Source organism: Neorhizobium sp. AL 9.2.2 (assembly GCF_013317225.1).
GTDB lineage: Bacteria > Pseudomonadota > Alphaproteobacteria > Rhizobiales > Rhizobiaceae > Neorhizobium > Neorhizobium soli.
Genome location: NZ_JAALXU010000009.1, coordinates 15,234 through 31,789, shown reverse-complemented (window position 1 = coordinate 31,789; position 16,556 = coordinate 15,234). Strand labels below are relative to the sequence as shown.

The following is a 16,556-nucleotide window of genomic DNA, read 5'->3' as shown; positions in this document are numbered from 1 at the left end:
CAGATGCTCCGGCCTTATATTTTTAGAACCTCGTCGCGCCAGAAGACGATAACATAGCCGCCGCGTGCTTCAGCGTTGGATGCCCATGCCTTGAACTGCGGCATATAGGGCGGATGACGCCACAGATCGGGATAGTCGGGATCGGCAAGGACCGTAATCTGCTGTCCTTCCCCATAGACCATCAGGTGGGATCTTTGAGGAGCCCACTCGTCGCCCAGTCCTTCGCGCGTTAGCCAATGGCACACGAAGTCGCGGCAAAGCATCGGTCGATCCTGGTAGATGGAACAGCCTTGTCCGGCAACGCAGTGCCTGCACCACTCGTCCGCAGGCTTGTTGAGATCATCAATGTCCGGCAACCGGCAGCAAAGGGTGCAGGTTCCGCACGCGCGGCCCTCGACAATGGCTGGTGTCATTCTTGCGATACGCTTCCTGCGTCTTGGGGATACCCCCGGTCTGCGACCTTCAAACAGTTTCGTTCAAGAGCCGCACGCGATTGAAGAGGCTGCCGGATCCAGAGTTGGGTGCGGGAGGCCGCAAAACGGCACCGCCCGGATATCACCGCAGGGGTGTGTGACGCAAGAAAAGCGCTTTGGTTTCGACGCATGCGGGAAACGGAAGTTTAATCGATGAGCCTTAGGTCTGATGCAAACGGAGATTTTTCCATAATGACGACGAGTTGCCAAGGCTGCCGCGACGGCGCAGCATTCGAACTACCGTTCTCGATGGCATTCCAGCCGATTGTCGACATCGCAACAGGCAAGATTTTCGCCCACGAAGCGCTTGTTCGCGGTCTAAACGGAGAAGGTGCCGGGTCAGTTCTATCGCAGGTGCAGGCCGACAACCGCTATGCGTTCGATCAGCAGTGCCGGGTCAAGGCGATCGAACTTGCCGCGCAGCTCTACGACCCCGCTGACGACGTGAAACTGTCGATCAACTTCATGCCGAACGCCGTCTACGAACCGCGGGCGTGTATCCGCCTGACGCTTGCCACGGCCATGAAGACGGGTTTTCCGCTTGATCGCATCATCTTCGAGTTCACCGAGAACGAGGAGTTGGATACCAAGCACGTCCTTCACATCCTGCGGACATACCGGGATATGGGCTTCAAAACTGCGATCGACGACTTCGGTTCAGGCCACTCCGGCCTCGGCCTCCTCAGTCATTTCCAGCCCGATATCGTCAAGCTGGATATGGACATGATCAGAGGGATCGACACCGATCCGGTCCGGCGCACCATCGTCAAGCACACGTTGCGGATGCTCGAAGAACTCAACATCGTGCCGCTCTGCGAAGGCGTCGAAACCGTCGGCGAAATGTCGGCCCTGCGGGACCTGGGCGTGTCCCTCATCCAGGGCTACCTGCTCGCCAAGCCAAGCTTCGAACACCTCGCCATCCCGGCTTCCGCGAAGGCGATGCTTGCTGCTGCTGCCTGAGAAGCGGCGGGATAGGCGACCCAGAGCGGAATGAAGGTCCGGGATCGGTATCGACGCAGTGGAAACAGGCAGAGATGCCGACTGGACGCTGGCAAGGGCAAGCTCAGGCTAGCTCGATTTGACGAGTGAAACAGCGCGTTCGTTCACGTTCGAGACAGCTTGACGTCAATCGAGACAGTACTTTTCGCGCCTGAATTCAGGTGGGGGATATTTCCAGAAGGGATGCAAAATCAACGCTCTTACGCGCGAGTGGTGCCCCATGCCGGAATCGAACCAGCACTCCTTTCGGAACTCGATTTTGAGTCGAGCGCGTCTACCAGTTCCGCCAATGGGGCACGGAGGGTATGGTGAAGGCCTCTAACATGGCCTCGGCGGCGGATGCAAGAAGAACTATTCGGATCGCTGCAAACCGCGATGTCAGGCATTGCGTCCGGCAATCGCCAGGATCTTTTCGCGCAGCAGACGCGCCATGTTGCGGGTGTTGCGGTAGAGGTGAAGCTGTGTCGCCACCTGTCTCACGTCGCGGTCGCTGTTGCGGGCAAGGCCGATCACCAGCGTTCCCATTTCCTCGCGCTCTTCCCATAGCCTGCTCATGATCGGATGATCGGGCACGGCGCAGCTGTCGGTGCGCAGGATGTTGGCATCATCAAGGTGCCAGTCGGTCAGCTTCATGACCAACAGCTTGCCGGGCGAATAGCGGCTGAGGCTCTCGTCATAGGCGGTCTTCCAGGTATAGGCCTCGCCGGCCATCAAGAAGATCACGATCGAGGCGATCGCGCGGCCGTCGAGATTGATCGTGTGGATGCGCACGGCGTCCACTTCGGCAAGATTGGTGATCGCTTCGCGAGCAAAGGCTGCGCGGTAACGGTCGTTGATCAGGGCCGAACGCTTGCGGCCTTTCCAGCCTGTCGATTCAAGCGCCAGGAATTCCTCCATCCGCTGGCGCACCTCTTCCGGCTGACGGGCGACGGCGTATTCAAGCCTTCCCAGCTGTCCGAGCTTTCGCCACTGGCGCTGCATCTCGCGGTAATGGTGCGGCGAGACGGAGGCCTTCATATAGGTTTCGCCGTCCTGAAGGCTTTCCAGCATCGGCCGGCGAAAGCTGTCGGTGACGGCAACGGGCAGGTCGCGGCCGATGGCAACGGCGCGCGCAAGCTGGGCAAAGCGGCCGCCTAAGCGCACGTCGGGCAGAACGAGAACGGAGGGAAGTTTTGCTTCCCGGGCAGTCAGGGCCTCCAGGAGGTTGTCGATGGTTTCGGCCGCATCTTCGGCATCCACCAGTGGCGTACCGAGCGGGCCGAACGGATTGGACCAGACGCGGATGATCGGGGCACCCATGGCAAAGCCTGGTTTCTCCACGGTAAACGGCATCAAAAGGCGAAGGCGGCTATGGCTTTCGCCTTCGTCGCGGATGAGCGCCAGTCGCACCTGACGGTCATCGATTCGCGGCATGGCTGGGGCAAGAAGCCGCGCCGAGAAGAAGATGTTGGGCTCCATCGCGCGGTGAGACAAAAATTCGAGTTCTTCCTGCAGATCGTAACCGAGACCTGCCGGATAGAGGCAAAATTCGCGGCCGGGCCGGCCGATTTCTACCCGTGTATCGGCATCCGGGCGGTCTGCACGAAGACGCGACGCGACGTTCGGCATTGTGACGTCGTCGTATTCCTTTTCGCTCCTGTTCGGGGGAAGAGCCATTGTGTCTATCGAACCTTGAACGAGGGTCTGGGCAGTGGATCGGAAAAAGCGAATAGCACGATTCCGAGCGTGAGGCGTACTGCTATGTGCAGCAACGTCGCCTCGATCATCATGGCGCCGGCGGTCGCCATCGCCGCACCGACCAGCCCATAATGTGGTATCAGCACGACATTGAGGACGATGCTGCCGGCAAGCGTTGCCGTATAGACTGCAACGCAGAGCTTTTGCCTGCCCGCCATGCTGAGCAGAACTTCTCCGGGGCCGACGAGCGACTTGGACAGAATGCCAGCAAACAGGATCACCATCAGGATATAGCCTGAAGTGAAAGCGTCGCCGAACAGCGACAGAAGCAGTTCACCCGCAGCAAGCGTGGTCAACCCGACGACGAGCGACGGCCAGAAGGTCCAGCGGACGGTCTGGCCCGCGAATGTGGCCAACGCCGTCATGTCGCCTTCCGCCATGATGGCGGCGAAACGGGGAGCCGCGGCCGCCTTGATGGAGAAGTAGACGAACTGCACGAGGACGATCGTTTTCGACGCCGCAAAATAGATCCCGACATCGTCCGGCGGCAGAAAGATGCCGACCACGACCACGTCCGCATTGGTCAGCAGGAAGCCGATGCCGTCGACCACAAATAGCGGGATCGAGTATCGGATCCATGAGCCAAGCCGGTAGCGCCGCGATGCATTGCCGTAGCTGCCTTTCAGCCGAAGTATGAGCTGCGTCAGATGCGCAAACGTTGTGGCGTATGTGGCGGCAAGCGCCGCCAGCATGGCGGTCTGCGCATCGCGCGGCGCATCGGACAGGACGGCTGCCGTCATGAAAGTGAGGATCAGGATGGGCCTGAGGATGTAGGTTGGCGCCAGCGCCGATATCGTCCAGCCATGGGTACGGGCAATCCCGTCGAGGATGTCGCCGATGCCGATCATCGGAATGATGAAAAGAGCGATCGAAACCGGCACGATGTAGTAGGGCTCGATGCTGCTGCCGAACGCCCAGAGAAAGGCAAAGCCGAGGCCGCCGATCACGGTCGAGGTGACGAGCGCGACAAGGCAGGCGGCAAGGCTCAAGCCGCGGATCTCGCCGTTTTCACCCTCTGCCGAATGCTGGTGGATGAAGCGGATGATCGAGGTGTGAAAGCCGAGGCAGGAGAGATTGCCGACGAGGATGACGATCACCCAGACGAAGGCGAACAACCCGTATTCGAACTCGCCCATCAGCCTGGCCATGACGATCTGGGACAGGAAGGCGATAGCGGCGCTGAAAATGCGGATCGCAAACGCGGTCATGGCCTGGCGTTGCGCCCGCGCCGTATCGCTGTTTTCGGTGACAGTGGCTCTGATCCTGCCCGTCAGCGGTGCGACTCTGGCACGCAAACCGGCCGGAAGCAGTCTTTCCGCTGTTTCGATCACCGCCATGATGGGCACGCAATACTCGTTACGCTACAGGAGCCATGCTCGCAAATCTGCCACAGCAGGGTTAAGAAACGGTTGGCTCAGCCGACCCGAACGTTAAGACGGCGACGATCCCGCAAACGAAAAACGCCGCCCGAAGGCGGCGTTCTATCGATAACACTGGTGTTGCCCGATCAGGCCTGTTCGAAGGCGCCGTGGCAGTGCTTGTATTTCTTGCCCGAACCACAGGGGCAAGCCTCGTTGCGGCCGACGCGCCCCCAGGTAGACTGGTCTTCGGGATGACGATCGGCAGGCGCTGCGATGAAGTCGCTGCCGTCTGCGCCCGACACCTGGTCTTCGCCGGTCGTCGGGTCGAAATGATGCTCCTCGAACACCGATGGCGGTACCGGCGGCTCGGGGTTCTGCACAAGCTCGACGCGCATCATCTGGGCGGTCACGGCTTCGCGCAGGTTCGCAAGCAGCGCCTGGAACAGCTCGAAGGCTTCCGCCTTGTATTCCTGCAACGGATCGCGCTGCGCATAGCCGCGGAACCCGATGACGGAGCGCAGGTGGTCGAGATTGACGATATGCTCGCGCCACAGGGCGTCCAGCGTCTGCAACACCACGGAGCGTTCGACGTAGTTCATCACGTCGGCACCAAACCGCTCTCGGCGATCCTTGACGGAAGCTTCAGCGGCGGCGGTGATCCGCTCGCGGATATCGGTTTCGCCGATACCCTCTTCGGTCGCCCAGTCCTCGATCGGAAGATCAAGGTTCAGCAGGCGATCAACGTCTTCGCGCAGTTCCTTGACGCTCCACTGTTCGGCATAGGCCCGCTCAGGGATGTGCTTGGCAACGAGAACCTCGATCACTTCGTTGCGCATGTCCTCGATGGTCTCGGATACGTCTTCCGAATCCATCATCTCGATACGCTGTTCGAAGATCACCTTGCGCTGGTCGTTGGTGACGTCGTCGTATTTCAGAAGGTTCTTGCGGATGTCGAAGTTACGCGCCTCGACCTTTTTCTGCGCCCGCTCGAGCGCCTTGTTGATCCAGGGGTGGACGATCGCTTCGCCTTCCTTGAGACCAAGCTTTTGCAGCATCGAATCCATCCGGTCGGAACCGAAGATGCGCATCAGATCGTCCTGGAGCGACAGGTAGAATTTCGAGCGGCCCGGGTCACCCTGGCGGCCGGAACGGCCACGCAGCTGGTTGTCGATGCGGCGGCTTTCGTGACGTTCCGTGGCGATGACGTAAAGGCCACCGGCTTCCAGAGCCTTGCCCTTCAGGACCTTCACCTCGGCACGGACGGCAGCCTCCTTGGCAGCGCGTTCGCCCTCGTCCTCGATGCCTTCGAGCTCGCGCTCAAGGCGCATGTCGATATTGCCGCCGAGCTGAATGTCGGTACCGCGACCGGCCATGTTGGTGGCGATCGTGACGGCACCGGGCACGCCGGCCTGCGACACGATATAGGCTTCCTGCTCGTGGTAGCGTGCGTTTAGAACGTGGAATTTCTCAAAACCGGACTCGCGCAGCATGGTTGCCAGAAGTTCGGACTTTTCGATCGAGGTCGTACCGACCAGAACCGGCTGGTTGCGTTCGCTGGCCGCCTTGATCTCGACGATGATCGCCTTGAACTTTTCCTCAAACGTCCGGTAGACTTCGTCATCTTCGTCGATACGCTGGATCGGCAGGTTGGTCGGAACCTCCACCACTTCCAGCTTGTAGATGTTGCCGAATTCTTCCGCTTCCGTCTGCGCCGTACCGGTCATGCCGGCAAGCTTGTCGTACATGCGGAAGTAATTCTGGAAGGTGATCGAGGAGAGCGTCTGGTTCTCCGGCTGGATCTGCACCTTTTCCTTGGCTTCCAGCGCCTGATGCTGACCTTCGGAATAGCGGCGGCCCGGCATCATGCGGCCGGTAAACTCGTCGATGATGACGATCTCGTCGTTGCGGACGATATAGTCCTTGTCGCGGGTGAAGAGCTTGTGGGCCTTCAGCGCGTTGTTGATGTGGTGGACGATCGCCACGTTCTCGACGTCATAGAGCGATTCGCCCTTCAGCAGGCCGGCCTGACGCAGCAGGCCTTCGAGCTTTTCGGTTCCCTCTTCGGAAAAGTTGGCCGAGCGCTGCTTTTCGTCGATTTCGTAATCTTCCGGAGACAGCAACGGAATGTAGGCGTCGATCGTGTTGTAGAGATCGGAACGGTCGTCCAGCGGGCCTGAGATGATCAGCGGGGTGCGGGCTTCGTCGACCAGGATCGAATCGACTTCGTCGACGATCGCGAAGTTGTGGCCGCGCTGCACCATCTGGCCGCGCTCGTATTTCATGTTATCGCGAAGATAATCGAAGCCGAGCTCGTTGTTCGTCGCATAGGTGATGTCGCAGGCATAGGCCTCGCGGCGTTCGTCGTCCGACAGGCCGTGGACGATGACACCGGTCGAAAGGCCAAGGAACCCGTAGAGGCGGCTCATGATGCTGGCGTCGCGCTGTGCGAGATAATCGTTGACGGTCACCACATGCACGCCCTTGCCCGACAGTGCATTGAGGTAGACGGGCAGGGTTCCCACCAGCGTCTTGCCTTCGCCGGTCTTCATCTCGGCGATTGCGCCGTCGTGAAGGATCATGCCGCCGGTCAGCTGGACGTCGAAGGGTCGCATGCCGAGAACGCGGAGGGCCGCTTCGCGAAGCACCGCAAAGGCAGGGATCTGGATATCCTCCAGGGTCTTGCCGTCTGCCAGCATCTGGCGGAACTCCGCCGTCTTGTTGGCGAGCTGCTCATCGGTGAGCGCCTTGGTGGCTTCCTCGATTGCATTGATCTTCTCGAGCATCGGCTTGTAGCCCCGCACGCGGCGCTCGTTTGCAGATCCGAACAGTTTGCGGGCAATGCCGCCAAAGCTGACCATACGAATGGCCCTTTCTGATGTCAGTCCCTGATGTCACTCGTCGAGACCACGATTGAGCTTGTCGGCCGGCGGCGCCTCTGACAATTCAACCCGTGGCGCCCGCAAAGCTTCTGGACGCGAAGTTGCGTGACAGATAAGAGGGGGTCCGAATTATGTCAACGGTGACGGCCGATACAGAATGGCCACAATCCGGTGTTTGTGAAGGTTTTCCGGCCGGTGCCAGACGTTCTGGATCCGGTTCACCAATCGAAAGGTAACTCGATGCTGCGCCACAAACTTCTCGTATCGGCTGCTCTTGCCGCTGCGATCTTCGTCCAGGCCCCGGCTTTCGCCGCTGACGATACGGTCGTCGCCAAGGTGGGCAGCCTGAACATCACTCAGGCCGAACTCGACGTCGCGGTCCAGAACCTCGACCCGCAGCTGGCCCAGCTTCCCGAAGAACAGAAGAAGGTTGCGGCCCTTTCCGGCGCAATCGACGTGAAGCTTCTGGCAAGCGGTGCTGCCGCCGAAGGCCTTGGTAACACCGAGGACTACAAGAAGCGCATGGCCTATATCGGCGATCGCGAGCTGCACAACGCCTACTTCCGCAAGCACGTGGTCGATGCCACGACGCCCGAAGAAGTAAAGGCACGCTACGACAAGGAAATCGCGTCGATCCCGAAGCAGGAAGAGGTCAATGCTGCCCATATCCTGGTAAAGACCGAGGATGAAGCAAAGGCCGTGATTGCCGACCTCGACAAGGGTGGCGATTTCGCAGCCATTGCCAAGGAAAAGTCGCAGGATTCGAACAAGGACGAAGGTGGCGATCTCGGCTGGTTTGCCCAGGGCCGCATGGTTCCGGAATTCGAGCAGGCCGCGTTTGCCCTCGAAAAGGGCGCCTACACCAAGACCCCGGTCAAGACCCAGTTCGGTTTCCACGTCATCAAGCTTCTCGACAAGCGCGAAGCCGCTCCGCCGGCACTCGACCAGGTCGAGGACCAGGTCAAGCAGCTCGTGATGCGCGACAAGTATGTCGCCATTATCGAAAAGGCGAAGGCCGACCAGAAGATCGAGATCATGGATGAGGGCCTGAAGAAGGGCTACGAGGACGTTAGCAAGATGCAGGACGGTGCAGAAGCGCCGGCACCGGCACAGCAGTAAAATTCGCATCTGGGCCCGGTATATCCGGGCCCTTTCCTATTCAGCCAGGTTGTTCAGATGTCCTCTTCCGTCTCGCCGCTCGCCCCGAAGTCCTATCCCGAAATGCCGGCCCTGCGCGGCGTCCGCATGGCGACAGCTGCCGCCGGCATCAAATACAAGAACCGTACCGACGTGCTGTTGATGGTGTTCGACGCACCGGCAGCGGTGGCCGGCGTGTTCACCAAGTCGAAATGCCCGTCGGCACCGGTGGATTTCTGCCGCGCGAACTTAGCCCATGGCACCGCGCGGGCCGTGGTGGTCAATTCCGGCAATGCCAACGCGTTTACCGGCGCCAAGGGCCGCCAGGCAACGGAACTTACCGCACAATCGGCAGCGGCTGCTGTCGGATGCAGCGAGAATGAAATTTACCTCGCATCGACAGGCGTCATCGGCGAACCGCTCGATGCCACGAAATTTGCAGGCGTGCTTGGCGATATGCACGGGTCGGCCACGGGCGATTTCTGGCAGGAGGCTGCCAAGGCGATCATGACCACGGATACCTATCCGAAGGTCGCGACCCGCATGGCGGAGATCGGCGGCGTCGCGGTTACGATCAACGGCATTGCCAAGGGTGCCGGCATGATCGCGCCTGACATGGCGACGATGCTGTCTTTCGTCGTCACCGACGCCGATATCTCGTCTTCGGTGCTGCAGTCGCTTCTCTCTGCAGGCGTCGAGCCAAGCTTCAATTCCATGACGGTCGATAGCGATACGTCCACGTCCGATACGCTGATGCTGTTTGCGACGGGGGCTGCGGCTTCCGACGGCCAGACGCAGATCACCGATCCCGCCGATCCGGCGCTTGCCGCTTTCCGGGATGCGCTGAACGCGCTTCTGAAGGACCTGGCGATCCAGGTTGCCCGCGATGGCGAAGGCGCCACCAAGATGCTCGAGATCACCGTCACGGGCGCGGAAAGCGATGCCGCCGCCAAGACGATCGCACTGTCGATCGCCAATTCGCCGCTGGTCAAGACCGCAGCCGCTGGCGAAGACGCCAACTGGGGCCGGATCGTCATGGCCGTCGGCAAGGCCGGCGAAGCCGCGGACCGAGACAAGCTGGCGATCTGGTTCGGCGATGTCCGGGTTGCCGTCAATGGCGAACGCGATCCTGCCTATTCGGAAGAGGCCGCGTCCAACGTGATGAAGGGACAGGACATTCCGGTCAAGGTCGAACTCGGACTTGGCTCCGGCACCGCCACGGTCTGGACCTGCGACCTCACGAAGGAATACGTCGCCATCAACGGAGATTACCGGAGCTGATGACGGATATGACCGCATCTCCCGTTCAAGCCGATCTGCCCCTGGTTCGAAGGCTGGAAGCGGTCGGCTTCCGGGCCTGGCCCGCGGCGTCCGTGGTCTATGACGGCAGCTGGCAGGTTCGGTTGACGGGGAGCCATCCGTCGAAGCGGTTGAACTGCATCGTGCCGCTCGACCCGTCGGATTATCGGGACATGGACCTGCGGCTCTCGAAGGCCAGAAAGCGTTTTGCCGATTATGGACGGTCTCTGGTGGTGCGCGAAACGCCGCTCGCACCGCCGCACCTGATCCGTCATCTGGAGGATGATGGCTGGCAGATGTTCGAGACCGCAGATGTGATGATCGGCGATCTCGCCCACCTTCCGCTGCCGCCGACGCTTGGTCATCTTCCCAGCCACGATATCGGCCGTTTCGTCGATGCCTGCATTGCAGTGGGGCAGGACGACGCAGCGCTGAAGCCGGCACTGGCGGAGATCCTCAGTTCCATCAAGCCGCAATCGGGCTTCTTCATCAAGGAAAGCCCACGTCACGGCGCCGTCGCCGTGGCGCTTTGCGTGCAGGACAACGATCTTGCGGGCGTCATGTCGTTTGCCGTGTCGCAAACGGTTCGGCGGCAGGGCATCGGCTCGGAAATACTTGCCTCGGCACTGCGCTGGGCCCGCGTCAGCGGCGCCCGTTCGGCATGGCTGCAGGTGGAGGCAGACAACGAACCGGCGATTGCCCTCTATCGCCAGTTCGGCTTTCGCAAGGTCTATGAATACCGCTACTGGCGCAAAGGGTGACCGATCTCATGTCGAGGAAAATTCTTCTCGTTGCAGCCTGCGCGCTGATCGATGCCGATGGCCGCATCCTGCTTGCGCAGCGCCCTGAGGGCAAGTCGCTGGCCGGGCTCTGGGAGTTTCCGGGGGGTAAGGTGGAGCCTGGCGAAACGCCCGAGGAGACGTTGATCCGTGAACTCGACGAGGAGCTCGGGATCCAGACGAAGGAAGCCTGCCTCGCGCCGCTGACATTTGCGAGCCACACTTATGAAACCTTCCATCTGTTGATGCCGCTCTATGTCTGTCGCCGTTTCGAGGGCATTCCGCACGGGCGCGAAGGGCAGGCGATCAAGTGGGTCAAGCCGAACGCGCTTCGGGACTATCCGATGCCGCCCGCCGACGAGCCTCTGATCCCGATCATTCAGGATCTTGTCTGATCGAGATCAGTCGAATTAGCGCAGTCGAATTCAGAGCCTGTTAACCTTTAATTCAGCCCATCGTGGCATCGTCAGGGGGATCAGTGACTGCGTTGACGAGGCTTTTCAGCGATGGAAGACGAATTCTGGAAAACTGTGCAGGCCCGCCAGCGGGCAAAGCACAGATCCGGTAGGACCGGCGCCCTCAATATTGCTCTGCTGTTTGGCACCGCTGCGGTTGCGCTTGCGCTGATCGTGACGCCGATGCTCGCCGGTCACGACGACCAGCAGCGGCTGGCAACGGTCAAGCAGGACTTCGACATGATCACCACCGGCTCGATCAAGCCGGTCGAGAAGGGCACGAAAACCTACACGATCCGCCGTAGCGTCCTTCAGGACACGCCGGGCTCCGTCTGCATCGTACAGGGCTACGGCGCAAACGATGGCTGCTAATTAACGATTAGTCGCTATAGTCGGGCGACAGATCAGCGGTTTACCGGATAAAGGGCAAGTCATGCGTCTCCTGCGTTCCTTCATGCGCGATGAATGTGGGGCGACGGCTGTCGAGTACGGCCTGATCATCGCGATCATATCGGCCGCCTTGCTCGCCGGTTTCGGCGCTTTTTCCTCGGCGCTCAGCAATATGTTCAGCTTCCTCGGCGGCAAGGTCGACAAGCCGATTACCTGACCCTCCCCCGATCGTTACCCTGATCTATCAGTTTTCGTTCTGCGATCCGCGCAGCGCATCTTCCAGCCGCATCTTGGCCGATCCCGGCTTCAGGGGCTTTTGCTGGCTTTCATGCGGCGCCCATCCCGATGCGTAGATGATCGAAAACGTGGCCCGGATGCGCCCATCCGGATCCGAGTAGCGATCGGCATAAAGCTCGGCGGCTTTCAGGAAAAAGCTCTTCGTCAGCGGCTTGCGGCTGCGGCCAGCGAGCGCATTGGTCATGCCCATGCCGCGCAAGTCCCGCATCAGTGCAAACAGGTTGTCGTAGCGCACCGTATAGGTTTCCGCATCGATCACGGGCAGGGCAAAACCCGTCCGCTGCAGTAGCCCGCCGACGTCGCGCACGTCCGCAAACGGAATGACACGCGGGCTAGCGCCCCCGGTCATTTCCACCTCGGCCGACAGAAGTACATCGCGCAGCTCGGCAAGCGTGCCGGATCCGGGAATGGCGGCAAGGAACAGCCCATCCGGTTTCAGCGCCCGGCGGATGCGGACCAGCGTGCCGGGAAGATCGTTGATCAAGTGAAGGGCGAGCGGTGAGACGATGAGATTGACCGTATCCGGCTCAAGCGGCACATCGTCGAGCGGTGCGACCGTGATGTCTTCGCCAGAGACGGCGAAGGTAGGATCGCTCTCGACCCGGACCATGTTGTCGATCTTGCCGGTTGCTTTCGCTTCGCGGGCTGCAGTGCCGGTACCGCCATGCAACTCGACACCCTGTTCGAACTGCCGTTCGACCACGGACAGCCGCTCGGCCAGTTCGCGTCCGGCTATATCCAGCAAAAACGCCGCGTTGTGGTCGCCAGCGGCAATCGCACGCCGGCGCCGTGCTTCGACCAGTTCGGCGTCAAAAATGATGTCCATGTTTTCCACTCAATTTCCGCGGGTCGCAAAGTCGCTCTCCGTCGATTAATGTCAAGCATGTCTTCGTCCCCCGCCTTGCGATCGCTGAGGAGCATGGTATCGGCCGCGTCCGTCTGGACACGCCGGATAGGCGACGTCGTCTACCCGCCAGCCTGTCCCGGATGCGGCGTGATCACCGGCAGCCATCGCGGTTTCTGTGCACAGTGCTGGAGCGGTGTGCGCTTCATCGAACGTCCCTACTGCGAGGTTCTAGGCCTTCCGTTCTCCTATGATCCTTCCGATCCCGCTTTGGATGAGCAATTGCTGATCTCGCCGGAAGCGATCGCCAATCCCCCGGTGTTCGACCGCCTGCGGGCTGTGGCAATCCACGAAGGTGCGGCACGCTCGCTCGTCCATGCGCTGAAATATAGGGATCGCACCGACCTCGCCGCAATGATGGCCGGGTGGATGCTGCGCGCGAGCGAGACCCATGTGGCCGATTGCGACGCTATTCTCCCGGTGCCGCTGCATCGCTCGCGCATGTTCTGGCGTCGGTTCAATCAGGCAGCCGAACTCGGGCGGCATCTCGCCGCTCAATCCGCAAAGCCCTTTCTTGCCGCAACATTGCTGCGCACGAAGAGCACTCAGCGCCAGGTGGGGCTGACCGCGCGGGGCCGCGAGGAGAACGTCCGCGCCGCGTTCAAGGTGGCCGCGGGTCGCGAACAGGACGTGTTCGGCAAGCATATCGTACTGGTCGACGACGTGTTCACGACAGGCGCAACAGTGTCTTCCGCAACCCGGGCTCTGAAGCGGGCAGGGGCTGCCGAGGTGACGGTTTTGACCTTTGCAATGGCCATTGCCGGGCCTATATGACAGAGACGGCAATTGTGACGCGCTGCACAAAGTCCTGACAGTACGTGGAGAAAATCATGGCAGATGTGATCATTTACACCCGCGAATATTGCGGTTACTGCGCCCGCGCCAAGGCGCTGCTCGAATCCAAGGGCGTTGCCTTTACCGAGCATGACGCGACCTATTCCAAGGAACTGCGCGCCGAAATGGTGCAGAAGTCGAACGGCGGTTCGACATTCCCGCAGATCTTCATCGATGGTCGGCATGTCGGCGGTTGCGACGACCTGCATGCGCTCGACCGTGCCGGCAAGCTCGATCCGCTTCTGGCGGCCTGAGGAGATTTTTCGATGACCGCGGTCAAGGTTGCAGCGATCCAGATGTGTTCGGGCGTCGATCCCGTCAGGAATGCGGCCGACATGGCGCGTCTTGTCCGTGACGCTGCAGCCCATGGCGCGACCTATATTCAGACCCCCGAAATGACCGGCATGCTGCAGCGTGACCGCAAGGCAGCGCGCGAGGTGCTCCGGGGCGAGGCGGACGACGTGATCGTCTCGACGGCGCGCGATCTCGCAAAAGAGCTTGGTGTCTTCCTGCATATCGGCTCGACCGCCATTGCCCGCGACGACGGCAAGATCGCCAACCGCGCTTTCCTGGTTTCGCCGGACGGCGCAACCGTCTGCAGCTACGACAAGATCCACATGTTCGATGTCGATCTCGACAACGGTGAAAGCTGGCGCGAAAGTTCGGCCTATGAACCCGGCAACGAAGCGCGGGTCGCCGACCTCGGTTTCGGCCGGCTCGGTTTCGCGATCTGCTACGATGTGCGGTTTCCGCAGCTGTTCCGAGCCGAGGCCTTGGCCGGCGCCGAAATCCTCACGGTTCCGGCTGCCTTTACCCGCCAGACGGGCGAGGCGCATTGGGAAATCCTGCTTCGGGCCCGCGCCATCGAGAACGGCACGTTCCTAATCGCTGCGGCGCAGGGCGGCACCCACGAAGATGGCCGCGAAACCTTCGGTCATTCGATGATCGTCGATCCCTGGGGCAAGGTTCTGGCGATGGCTGGCGGCACCGGCGAAGAGGTCCTGATCGCCGAGATCGATCTCGACCAGGTCCGGGCGGCACGCCAGAAGATCCCCAACCTCAAGAATGCCCGGGAGTTTTCCGTGGCGATCGTCCCCGACCGCGGTGACGGGGAAGAGGCGGCGTGATTAAATATTCGCTCGGCTGCGAGAACGGACATGCGTTTGAAGGCTGGTTTGCCCAAAGCGCCGATTTCGACCGCCAGGTGGAAAGCGGCTTTTTAACCTGTCCGGTCTGCAATTCCACCGCGATCTCAAAATCCCTGATGGCGCCCTCCGTTTCGACAGCACGGAAGAAGGAAGCCAAGCAGGAGTTGGCGATGAATATGGCGCGCCATGAGGTGATGGCGAAGCTCAAGGAAGCCGTCGCCGGTATCCGCGCCAGTTCCGAAGATGTCGGCGAGAAATTTCCGGAAGAGGCGCGCAAGATCCATTACGGCGAGGCCGATGCGCGCGGGATTATCGGCAAGGCAAGTTTCGACGACGTGCGCGAGCTGATTGATGAGGGCATCGGCATCGCCCCCTTGCCGACGCTCCCGGAAGACGGCAACTGACGCCGGTCTTCAAGTTCATTAGCGATGTCGGAAGTATCTTGTAAGTATTTCTTCCAAGACATGCATCTTTACCATGCCGGTTTACCGAACTCTAACCTGACTGCGCTATCTCTGCGGACGGGCTGCCGAAAGCCGTCCGTGATGAACTGGTGCCAGACTGAAATGGAGCGGGCCCGCAAGCCCGTACATGCAGGTTCAAATCCTGCCCAGTTCTCCAAGGACCACACTCCGGCGACGAATTGGCAGACGTCGACCAACATCGCATTCGACATGACCCTCTGGATTTAGACCAAACAGGCCGGATCGTTGCGATCGCAGCGCAAGGGCGTCCCCGTAACCTTGATCAGACAGAAAGTGCTCTGCAGCATGGAAAAGATTGATCGTTTAGCGTGGGTCGACGCCGCCAAAGGTGTCTCGATCATCCTGGTTGTGATGATGTACTCGGCCTACAATACCGGCGAATATACCGGGCAGGTCGGCTTTCTACACTATGTCATCGGTTTCGCCACGCCATTCCGGATGCCGGAATTCTTCCTGATCTCGGGTCTGTTCCTGTCGCAGGTTATCGCCCGCCCGTGGTTGCAGTTCGTCGACCGCCGGGTGGTCCATTACCTTTATTTCTACGTGCTCTGGGTCACGATCATGCTTGGCCTCAAGATCGGGGTCTACGAGCTCGATCTCAGCAAAATGCTGAAGGAGCTGGCCTTTGCGATGGTCCAGCCCTATGGCGTGCTGTGGTTCGTCTATCTGCTCGCAATTTTCGGACTGGTGACGAAGCTGTTATACCAGCTGTCTGTCCCGGCCTGGGTGGTTCTTCCGGTCGCGATCGGCCTCGAGGTCCTGTCGCCCCATTCGGCGAGCTATGTGGTGACGCAGTTTGCTGCGTATTTCGTCTTCTTCTATCTCGGCTTCCTGACGGGTCCCGCAATTTTGAAGCTGGTCGATCTCTGCCAGCGCTATCCGGCGAGCGCCTGGGCTGCGCTGTGCGTCTGGGCGCTGGTCAACGGAGTGCTCGTGTTTTCACCCGGCTATGCGGTTCAACCGGTCGGGATGCAGATGGGGTCTGCGGTGTTGCCAGGGATGCATTTCGTGCTTGCTGTCGCTGGAACGCTGGCGCTTTGCATCGCTTGCGGCCTCGTCGTCCAACTGCCGTTCTCGCGCTGGCTGGTCTGGCTCGGCAAGCATTCGCTGGTTGTCTACCTCGCCTTTACCATCCCGATGTCCCTGTTCAGGGCAGTAGCGCTCAAGACCGGACTGTTTACCGATACGGGACTGCTGAGCGTTTCGGTGATGATCGTGTCGATCGTGAGCTCGCTCATCCTCTACGCGATTGTCAGGGCGACAGGGATCGGCAACTTCCTTTTCGAGCGGCCCCGTTGGGCCTCGCTTTTGCACCGCAAGGGCGGCTCCGTCGACGCCGTTACTGCCACACCCGCCACGGCTGTCGTCAAGGATTGAAG

At 60.5% G+C, this 16,556-nt stretch carries 17 protein-coding genes and 2 tRNA genes; 13 read left to right on the top strand and 6 right to left on the bottom strand.

Features of this window, described 5'->3' with window-relative positions:
- Positions 1-14: 14 nt before the first annotated feature.
- On the bottom strand, positions 15-413 hold the full coding sequence (locus tag G6K99_RS17905) for a hypothetical protein (protein ID WP_062577462.1): 399 nt from the start codon (positions 411-413) through the stop codon (positions 15-17).
- A gap of 252 nt (positions 414-665) precedes the next feature.
- Between G6K99_RS17905 and G6K99_RS17900 the strand changes: the two genes are divergently transcribed.
- Positions 666-1,433 (top strand): EAL domain-containing protein, encoded by a 768-nt coding sequence (locus G6K99_RS17900; RefSeq protein WP_113110206.1) that lies wholly within the window; start codon positions 666-668, stop codon positions 1,431-1,433.
- Positions 1,434-1,683: 250 nt separating this feature from the next.
- Here the strand turns inward: G6K99_RS17900 and G6K99_RS17895 are convergent.
- The 4 genes from G6K99_RS17895 to secA form a co-directional block, all read right to left on the bottom strand.
- Positions 1,684-1,768, bottom strand: a tRNA-Leu gene (locus G6K99_RS17895).
- A gap of 82 nt (positions 1,769-1,850) precedes the next feature.
- Complete coding sequence (locus tag G6K99_RS17890) at positions 1,851-3,080, bottom strand: GNAT family N-acetyltransferase (RefSeq protein WP_244631559.1); 1,230 nt, start codon at positions 3,078-3,080, stop codon at positions 1,851-1,853.
- Positions 3,081-3,133: 53 nt separating this feature from the next.
- Positions 3,134-4,555: a lipopolysaccharide biosynthesis protein gene (locus G6K99_RS17885; RefSeq protein WP_371816231.1), complete on the bottom strand. Its 1,422-nt coding sequence runs from the start codon at positions 4,553-4,555 to the stop codon at positions 3,134-3,136.
- Positions 4,556-4,716: 161 nt separating this feature from the next.
- Complete coding sequence (gene secA, locus G6K99_RS17880) at positions 4,717-7,428, bottom strand: preprotein translocase subunit SecA (protein ID WP_092664569.1); 2,712 nt, start codon at positions 7,426-7,428, stop codon at positions 4,717-4,719.
- A 261-nt stretch (positions 7,429-7,689) separates the two neighbouring features.
- Between secA and G6K99_RS17875 the strand changes: the two genes are divergently transcribed.
- The 6 genes from G6K99_RS17875 to G6K99_RS17850 all read left to right on the top strand — a co-directional run bounded on the left by G6K99_RS17875 (position 7,690) and on the right by G6K99_RS17850 (position 11,726).
- Positions 7,690-8,568 carry a peptidylprolyl isomerase gene (locus tag G6K99_RS17875; RefSeq protein ID WP_062454286.1) on the top strand — a complete coding sequence of 293 codons (879 nt, stop codon included), beginning with the start codon at positions 7,690-7,692 and terminating at the stop codon, positions 8,566-8,568.
- 57 nt (positions 8,569-8,625) lie between these two features.
- Positions 8,626-9,867, top strand: coding sequence for a bifunctional glutamate N-acetyltransferase/amino-acid acetyltransferase ArgJ (argJ, locus tag G6K99_RS17870; protein ID WP_174197362.1), 1,242 nt, complete (start codon positions 8,626-8,628; stop codon positions 9,865-9,867).
- Positions 9,868-9,875: 8 nt separating this feature from the next.
- A complete protein-coding gene (locus tag G6K99_RS17865) occupies positions 9,876-10,646 on the top strand; it encodes an N-acetyltransferase (RefSeq protein ID WP_062454968.1) in 771 nt (256 codons plus the stop codon).
- Positions 10,647-10,654: 8 nt separating this feature from the next.
- The gene (mutT, locus tag G6K99_RS17860) at positions 10,655-11,059 is read left to right on the top strand and encodes an 8-oxo-dGTP diphosphatase MutT (protein ID WP_062577544.1); all 405 of its coding nucleotides are present in this window, start codon (positions 10,655-10,657) and stop codon (positions 11,057-11,059) included.
- A 111-nt stretch (positions 11,060-11,170) separates the two neighbouring features.
- Positions 11,171-11,491 (top strand): hypothetical protein, encoded by a 321-nt coding sequence (locus tag G6K99_RS17855; protein ID WP_062454284.1) that lies wholly within the window; start codon positions 11,171-11,173, stop codon positions 11,489-11,491.
- 61 nt (positions 11,492-11,552) lie between these two features.
- Positions 11,553-11,726 carry a Flp family type IVb pilin gene (locus tag G6K99_RS17850; RefSeq protein WP_062454283.1) on the top strand — a complete coding sequence of 58 codons (174 nt, stop codon included), beginning with the start codon at positions 11,553-11,555 and terminating at the stop codon, positions 11,724-11,726.
- Positions 11,727-11,753: 27 nt separating this feature from the next.
- Here G6K99_RS17850 and G6K99_RS17845 read toward each other — a convergent pair whose 3' ends face one another.
- The gene (locus G6K99_RS17845) at positions 11,754-12,632 is read right to left on the bottom strand and encodes a methyltransferase domain-containing protein (RefSeq protein WP_174197361.1); all 879 of its coding nucleotides are present in this window, start codon (positions 12,630-12,632) and stop codon (positions 11,754-11,756) included.
- 93 nt (positions 12,633-12,725) lie between these two features.
- On the opposite strand from G6K99_RS17845, the gene G6K99_RS17840 reads away from it, so the two are divergent.
- The 6 genes from G6K99_RS17840 to G6K99_RS17815 all read left to right on the top strand — a co-directional run bounded on the left by G6K99_RS17840 (position 12,726) and on the right by G6K99_RS17815 (position 16,554).
- Positions 12,726-13,484, top strand: a complete 759-nt coding sequence (locus G6K99_RS17840) for a ComF family protein (RefSeq protein ID WP_244631521.1) — start codon at positions 12,726-12,728, stop codon at positions 13,482-13,484.
- 56 nt (positions 13,485-13,540) lie between these two features.
- Positions 13,541-13,798, top strand: a complete 258-nt coding sequence (gene grxC, locus G6K99_RS17835; protein WP_062454280.1) for a glutaredoxin 3 — start codon at positions 13,541-13,543, stop codon at positions 13,796-13,798.
- A 12-nt stretch (positions 13,799-13,810) separates the two neighbouring features.
- On the top strand, positions 13,811-14,671 hold the full coding sequence (locus G6K99_RS17830) for a carbon-nitrogen hydrolase family protein (protein ID WP_174197359.1): 861 nt from the start codon (positions 13,811-13,813) through the stop codon (positions 14,669-14,671).
- Entirely contained in the window at positions 14,668-15,096 is a 429-nt protein-coding gene (locus tag G6K99_RS17825) for a DUF1178 family protein (RefSeq protein ID WP_174197358.1), read from the top strand. The genes G6K99_RS17830 and G6K99_RS17825 overlap by 4 nt, the downstream gene beginning before the upstream one ends.
- Positions 15,097-15,239: 143 nt before the next feature.
- Positions 15,240-15,313: transfer RNA gene (locus tag G6K99_RS17820), tRNA-Ala, on the top strand.
- Between the two features lie 149 nt (positions 15,314-15,462).
- On the top strand, positions 15,463-16,554 hold the full coding sequence (locus tag G6K99_RS17815; RefSeq protein ID WP_174197357.1) for an acyltransferase family protein: 1,092 nt from the start codon (positions 15,463-15,465) through the stop codon (positions 16,552-16,554).
- Positions 16,555-16,556: the final 2 nt, after the last annotated feature.

What these genes read in the sequence shown, in the direction of transcription:
- G6K99_RS17840 (WP_244631521.1), top strand. Translation starts at nt 12,726, where the DNA reads ATGGTATCGGCCGCGTCCGTCTGGACACGCCGGATAGGCGACGTCGTC.
- argJ (WP_174197362.1), top strand. Translation starts at nt 8,626, where the DNA reads ATGTCCTCTTCCGTCTCGCCGCTCGCCCCGAAGTCCTATCCCGAAATG.
- G6K99_RS17845 (WP_174197361.1), bottom strand. Translation starts at nt 12,632, where the DNA reads ATGGACATCATTTTTGACGCCGAACTGGTCGAAGCACGGCGCCGGCGT.
- G6K99_RS17865 (WP_062454968.1), top strand. Translation starts at nt 9,876, where the DNA reads ATGACCGCATCTCCCGTTCAAGCCGATCTGCCCCTGGTTCGAAGGCTG.
- secA (WP_092664569.1), bottom strand. Translation starts at nt 7,428, where the DNA reads ATGGTCAGCTTTGGCGGCATTGCCCGCAAACTGTTCGGATCTGCAAAC.
- G6K99_RS17890 (WP_244631559.1), bottom strand. Translation starts at nt 3,080, where the DNA reads ATGCCGAACGTCGCGTCGCGTCTTCGTGCAGACCGCCCGGATGCCGAT.
- G6K99_RS17875 (WP_062454286.1), top strand. Translation starts at nt 7,690, where the DNA reads ATGCTGCGCCACAAACTTCTCGTATCGGCTGCTCTTGCCGCTGCGATC.
- G6K99_RS17815 (WP_174197357.1), top strand. Translation starts at nt 15,463, where the DNA reads ATGGAAAAGATTGATCGTTTAGCGTGGGTCGACGCCGCCAAAGGTGTC.
- G6K99_RS17850 (WP_062454283.1), top strand. Translation starts at nt 11,553, where the DNA reads ATGCGTCTCCTGCGTTCCTTCATGCGCGATGAATGTGGGGCGACGGCT.
- grxC (WP_062454280.1), top strand. Translation starts at nt 13,541, where the DNA reads ATGGCAGATGTGATCATTTACACCCGCGAATATTGCGGTTACTGCGCC.
- mutT (WP_062577544.1), top strand. Translation starts at nt 10,655, where the DNA reads ATGTCGAGGAAAATTCTTCTCGTTGCAGCCTGCGCGCTGATCGATGCC.
- G6K99_RS17900 (WP_113110206.1), top strand. Translation starts at nt 666, where the DNA reads ATGACGACGAGTTGCCAAGGCTGCCGCGACGGCGCAGCATTCGAACTA.
- G6K99_RS17905 (WP_062577462.1), bottom strand. Translation starts at nt 413, where the DNA reads ATGACACCAGCCATTGTCGAGGGCCGCGCGTGCGGAACCTGCACCCTT.
- G6K99_RS17855 (WP_062454284.1), top strand. Translation starts at nt 11,171, where the DNA reads ATGGAAGACGAATTCTGGAAAACTGTGCAGGCCCGCCAGCGGGCAAAG.
- G6K99_RS17830 (WP_174197359.1), top strand. Translation starts at nt 13,811, where the DNA reads ATGACCGCGGTCAAGGTTGCAGCGATCCAGATGTGTTCGGGCGTCGAT.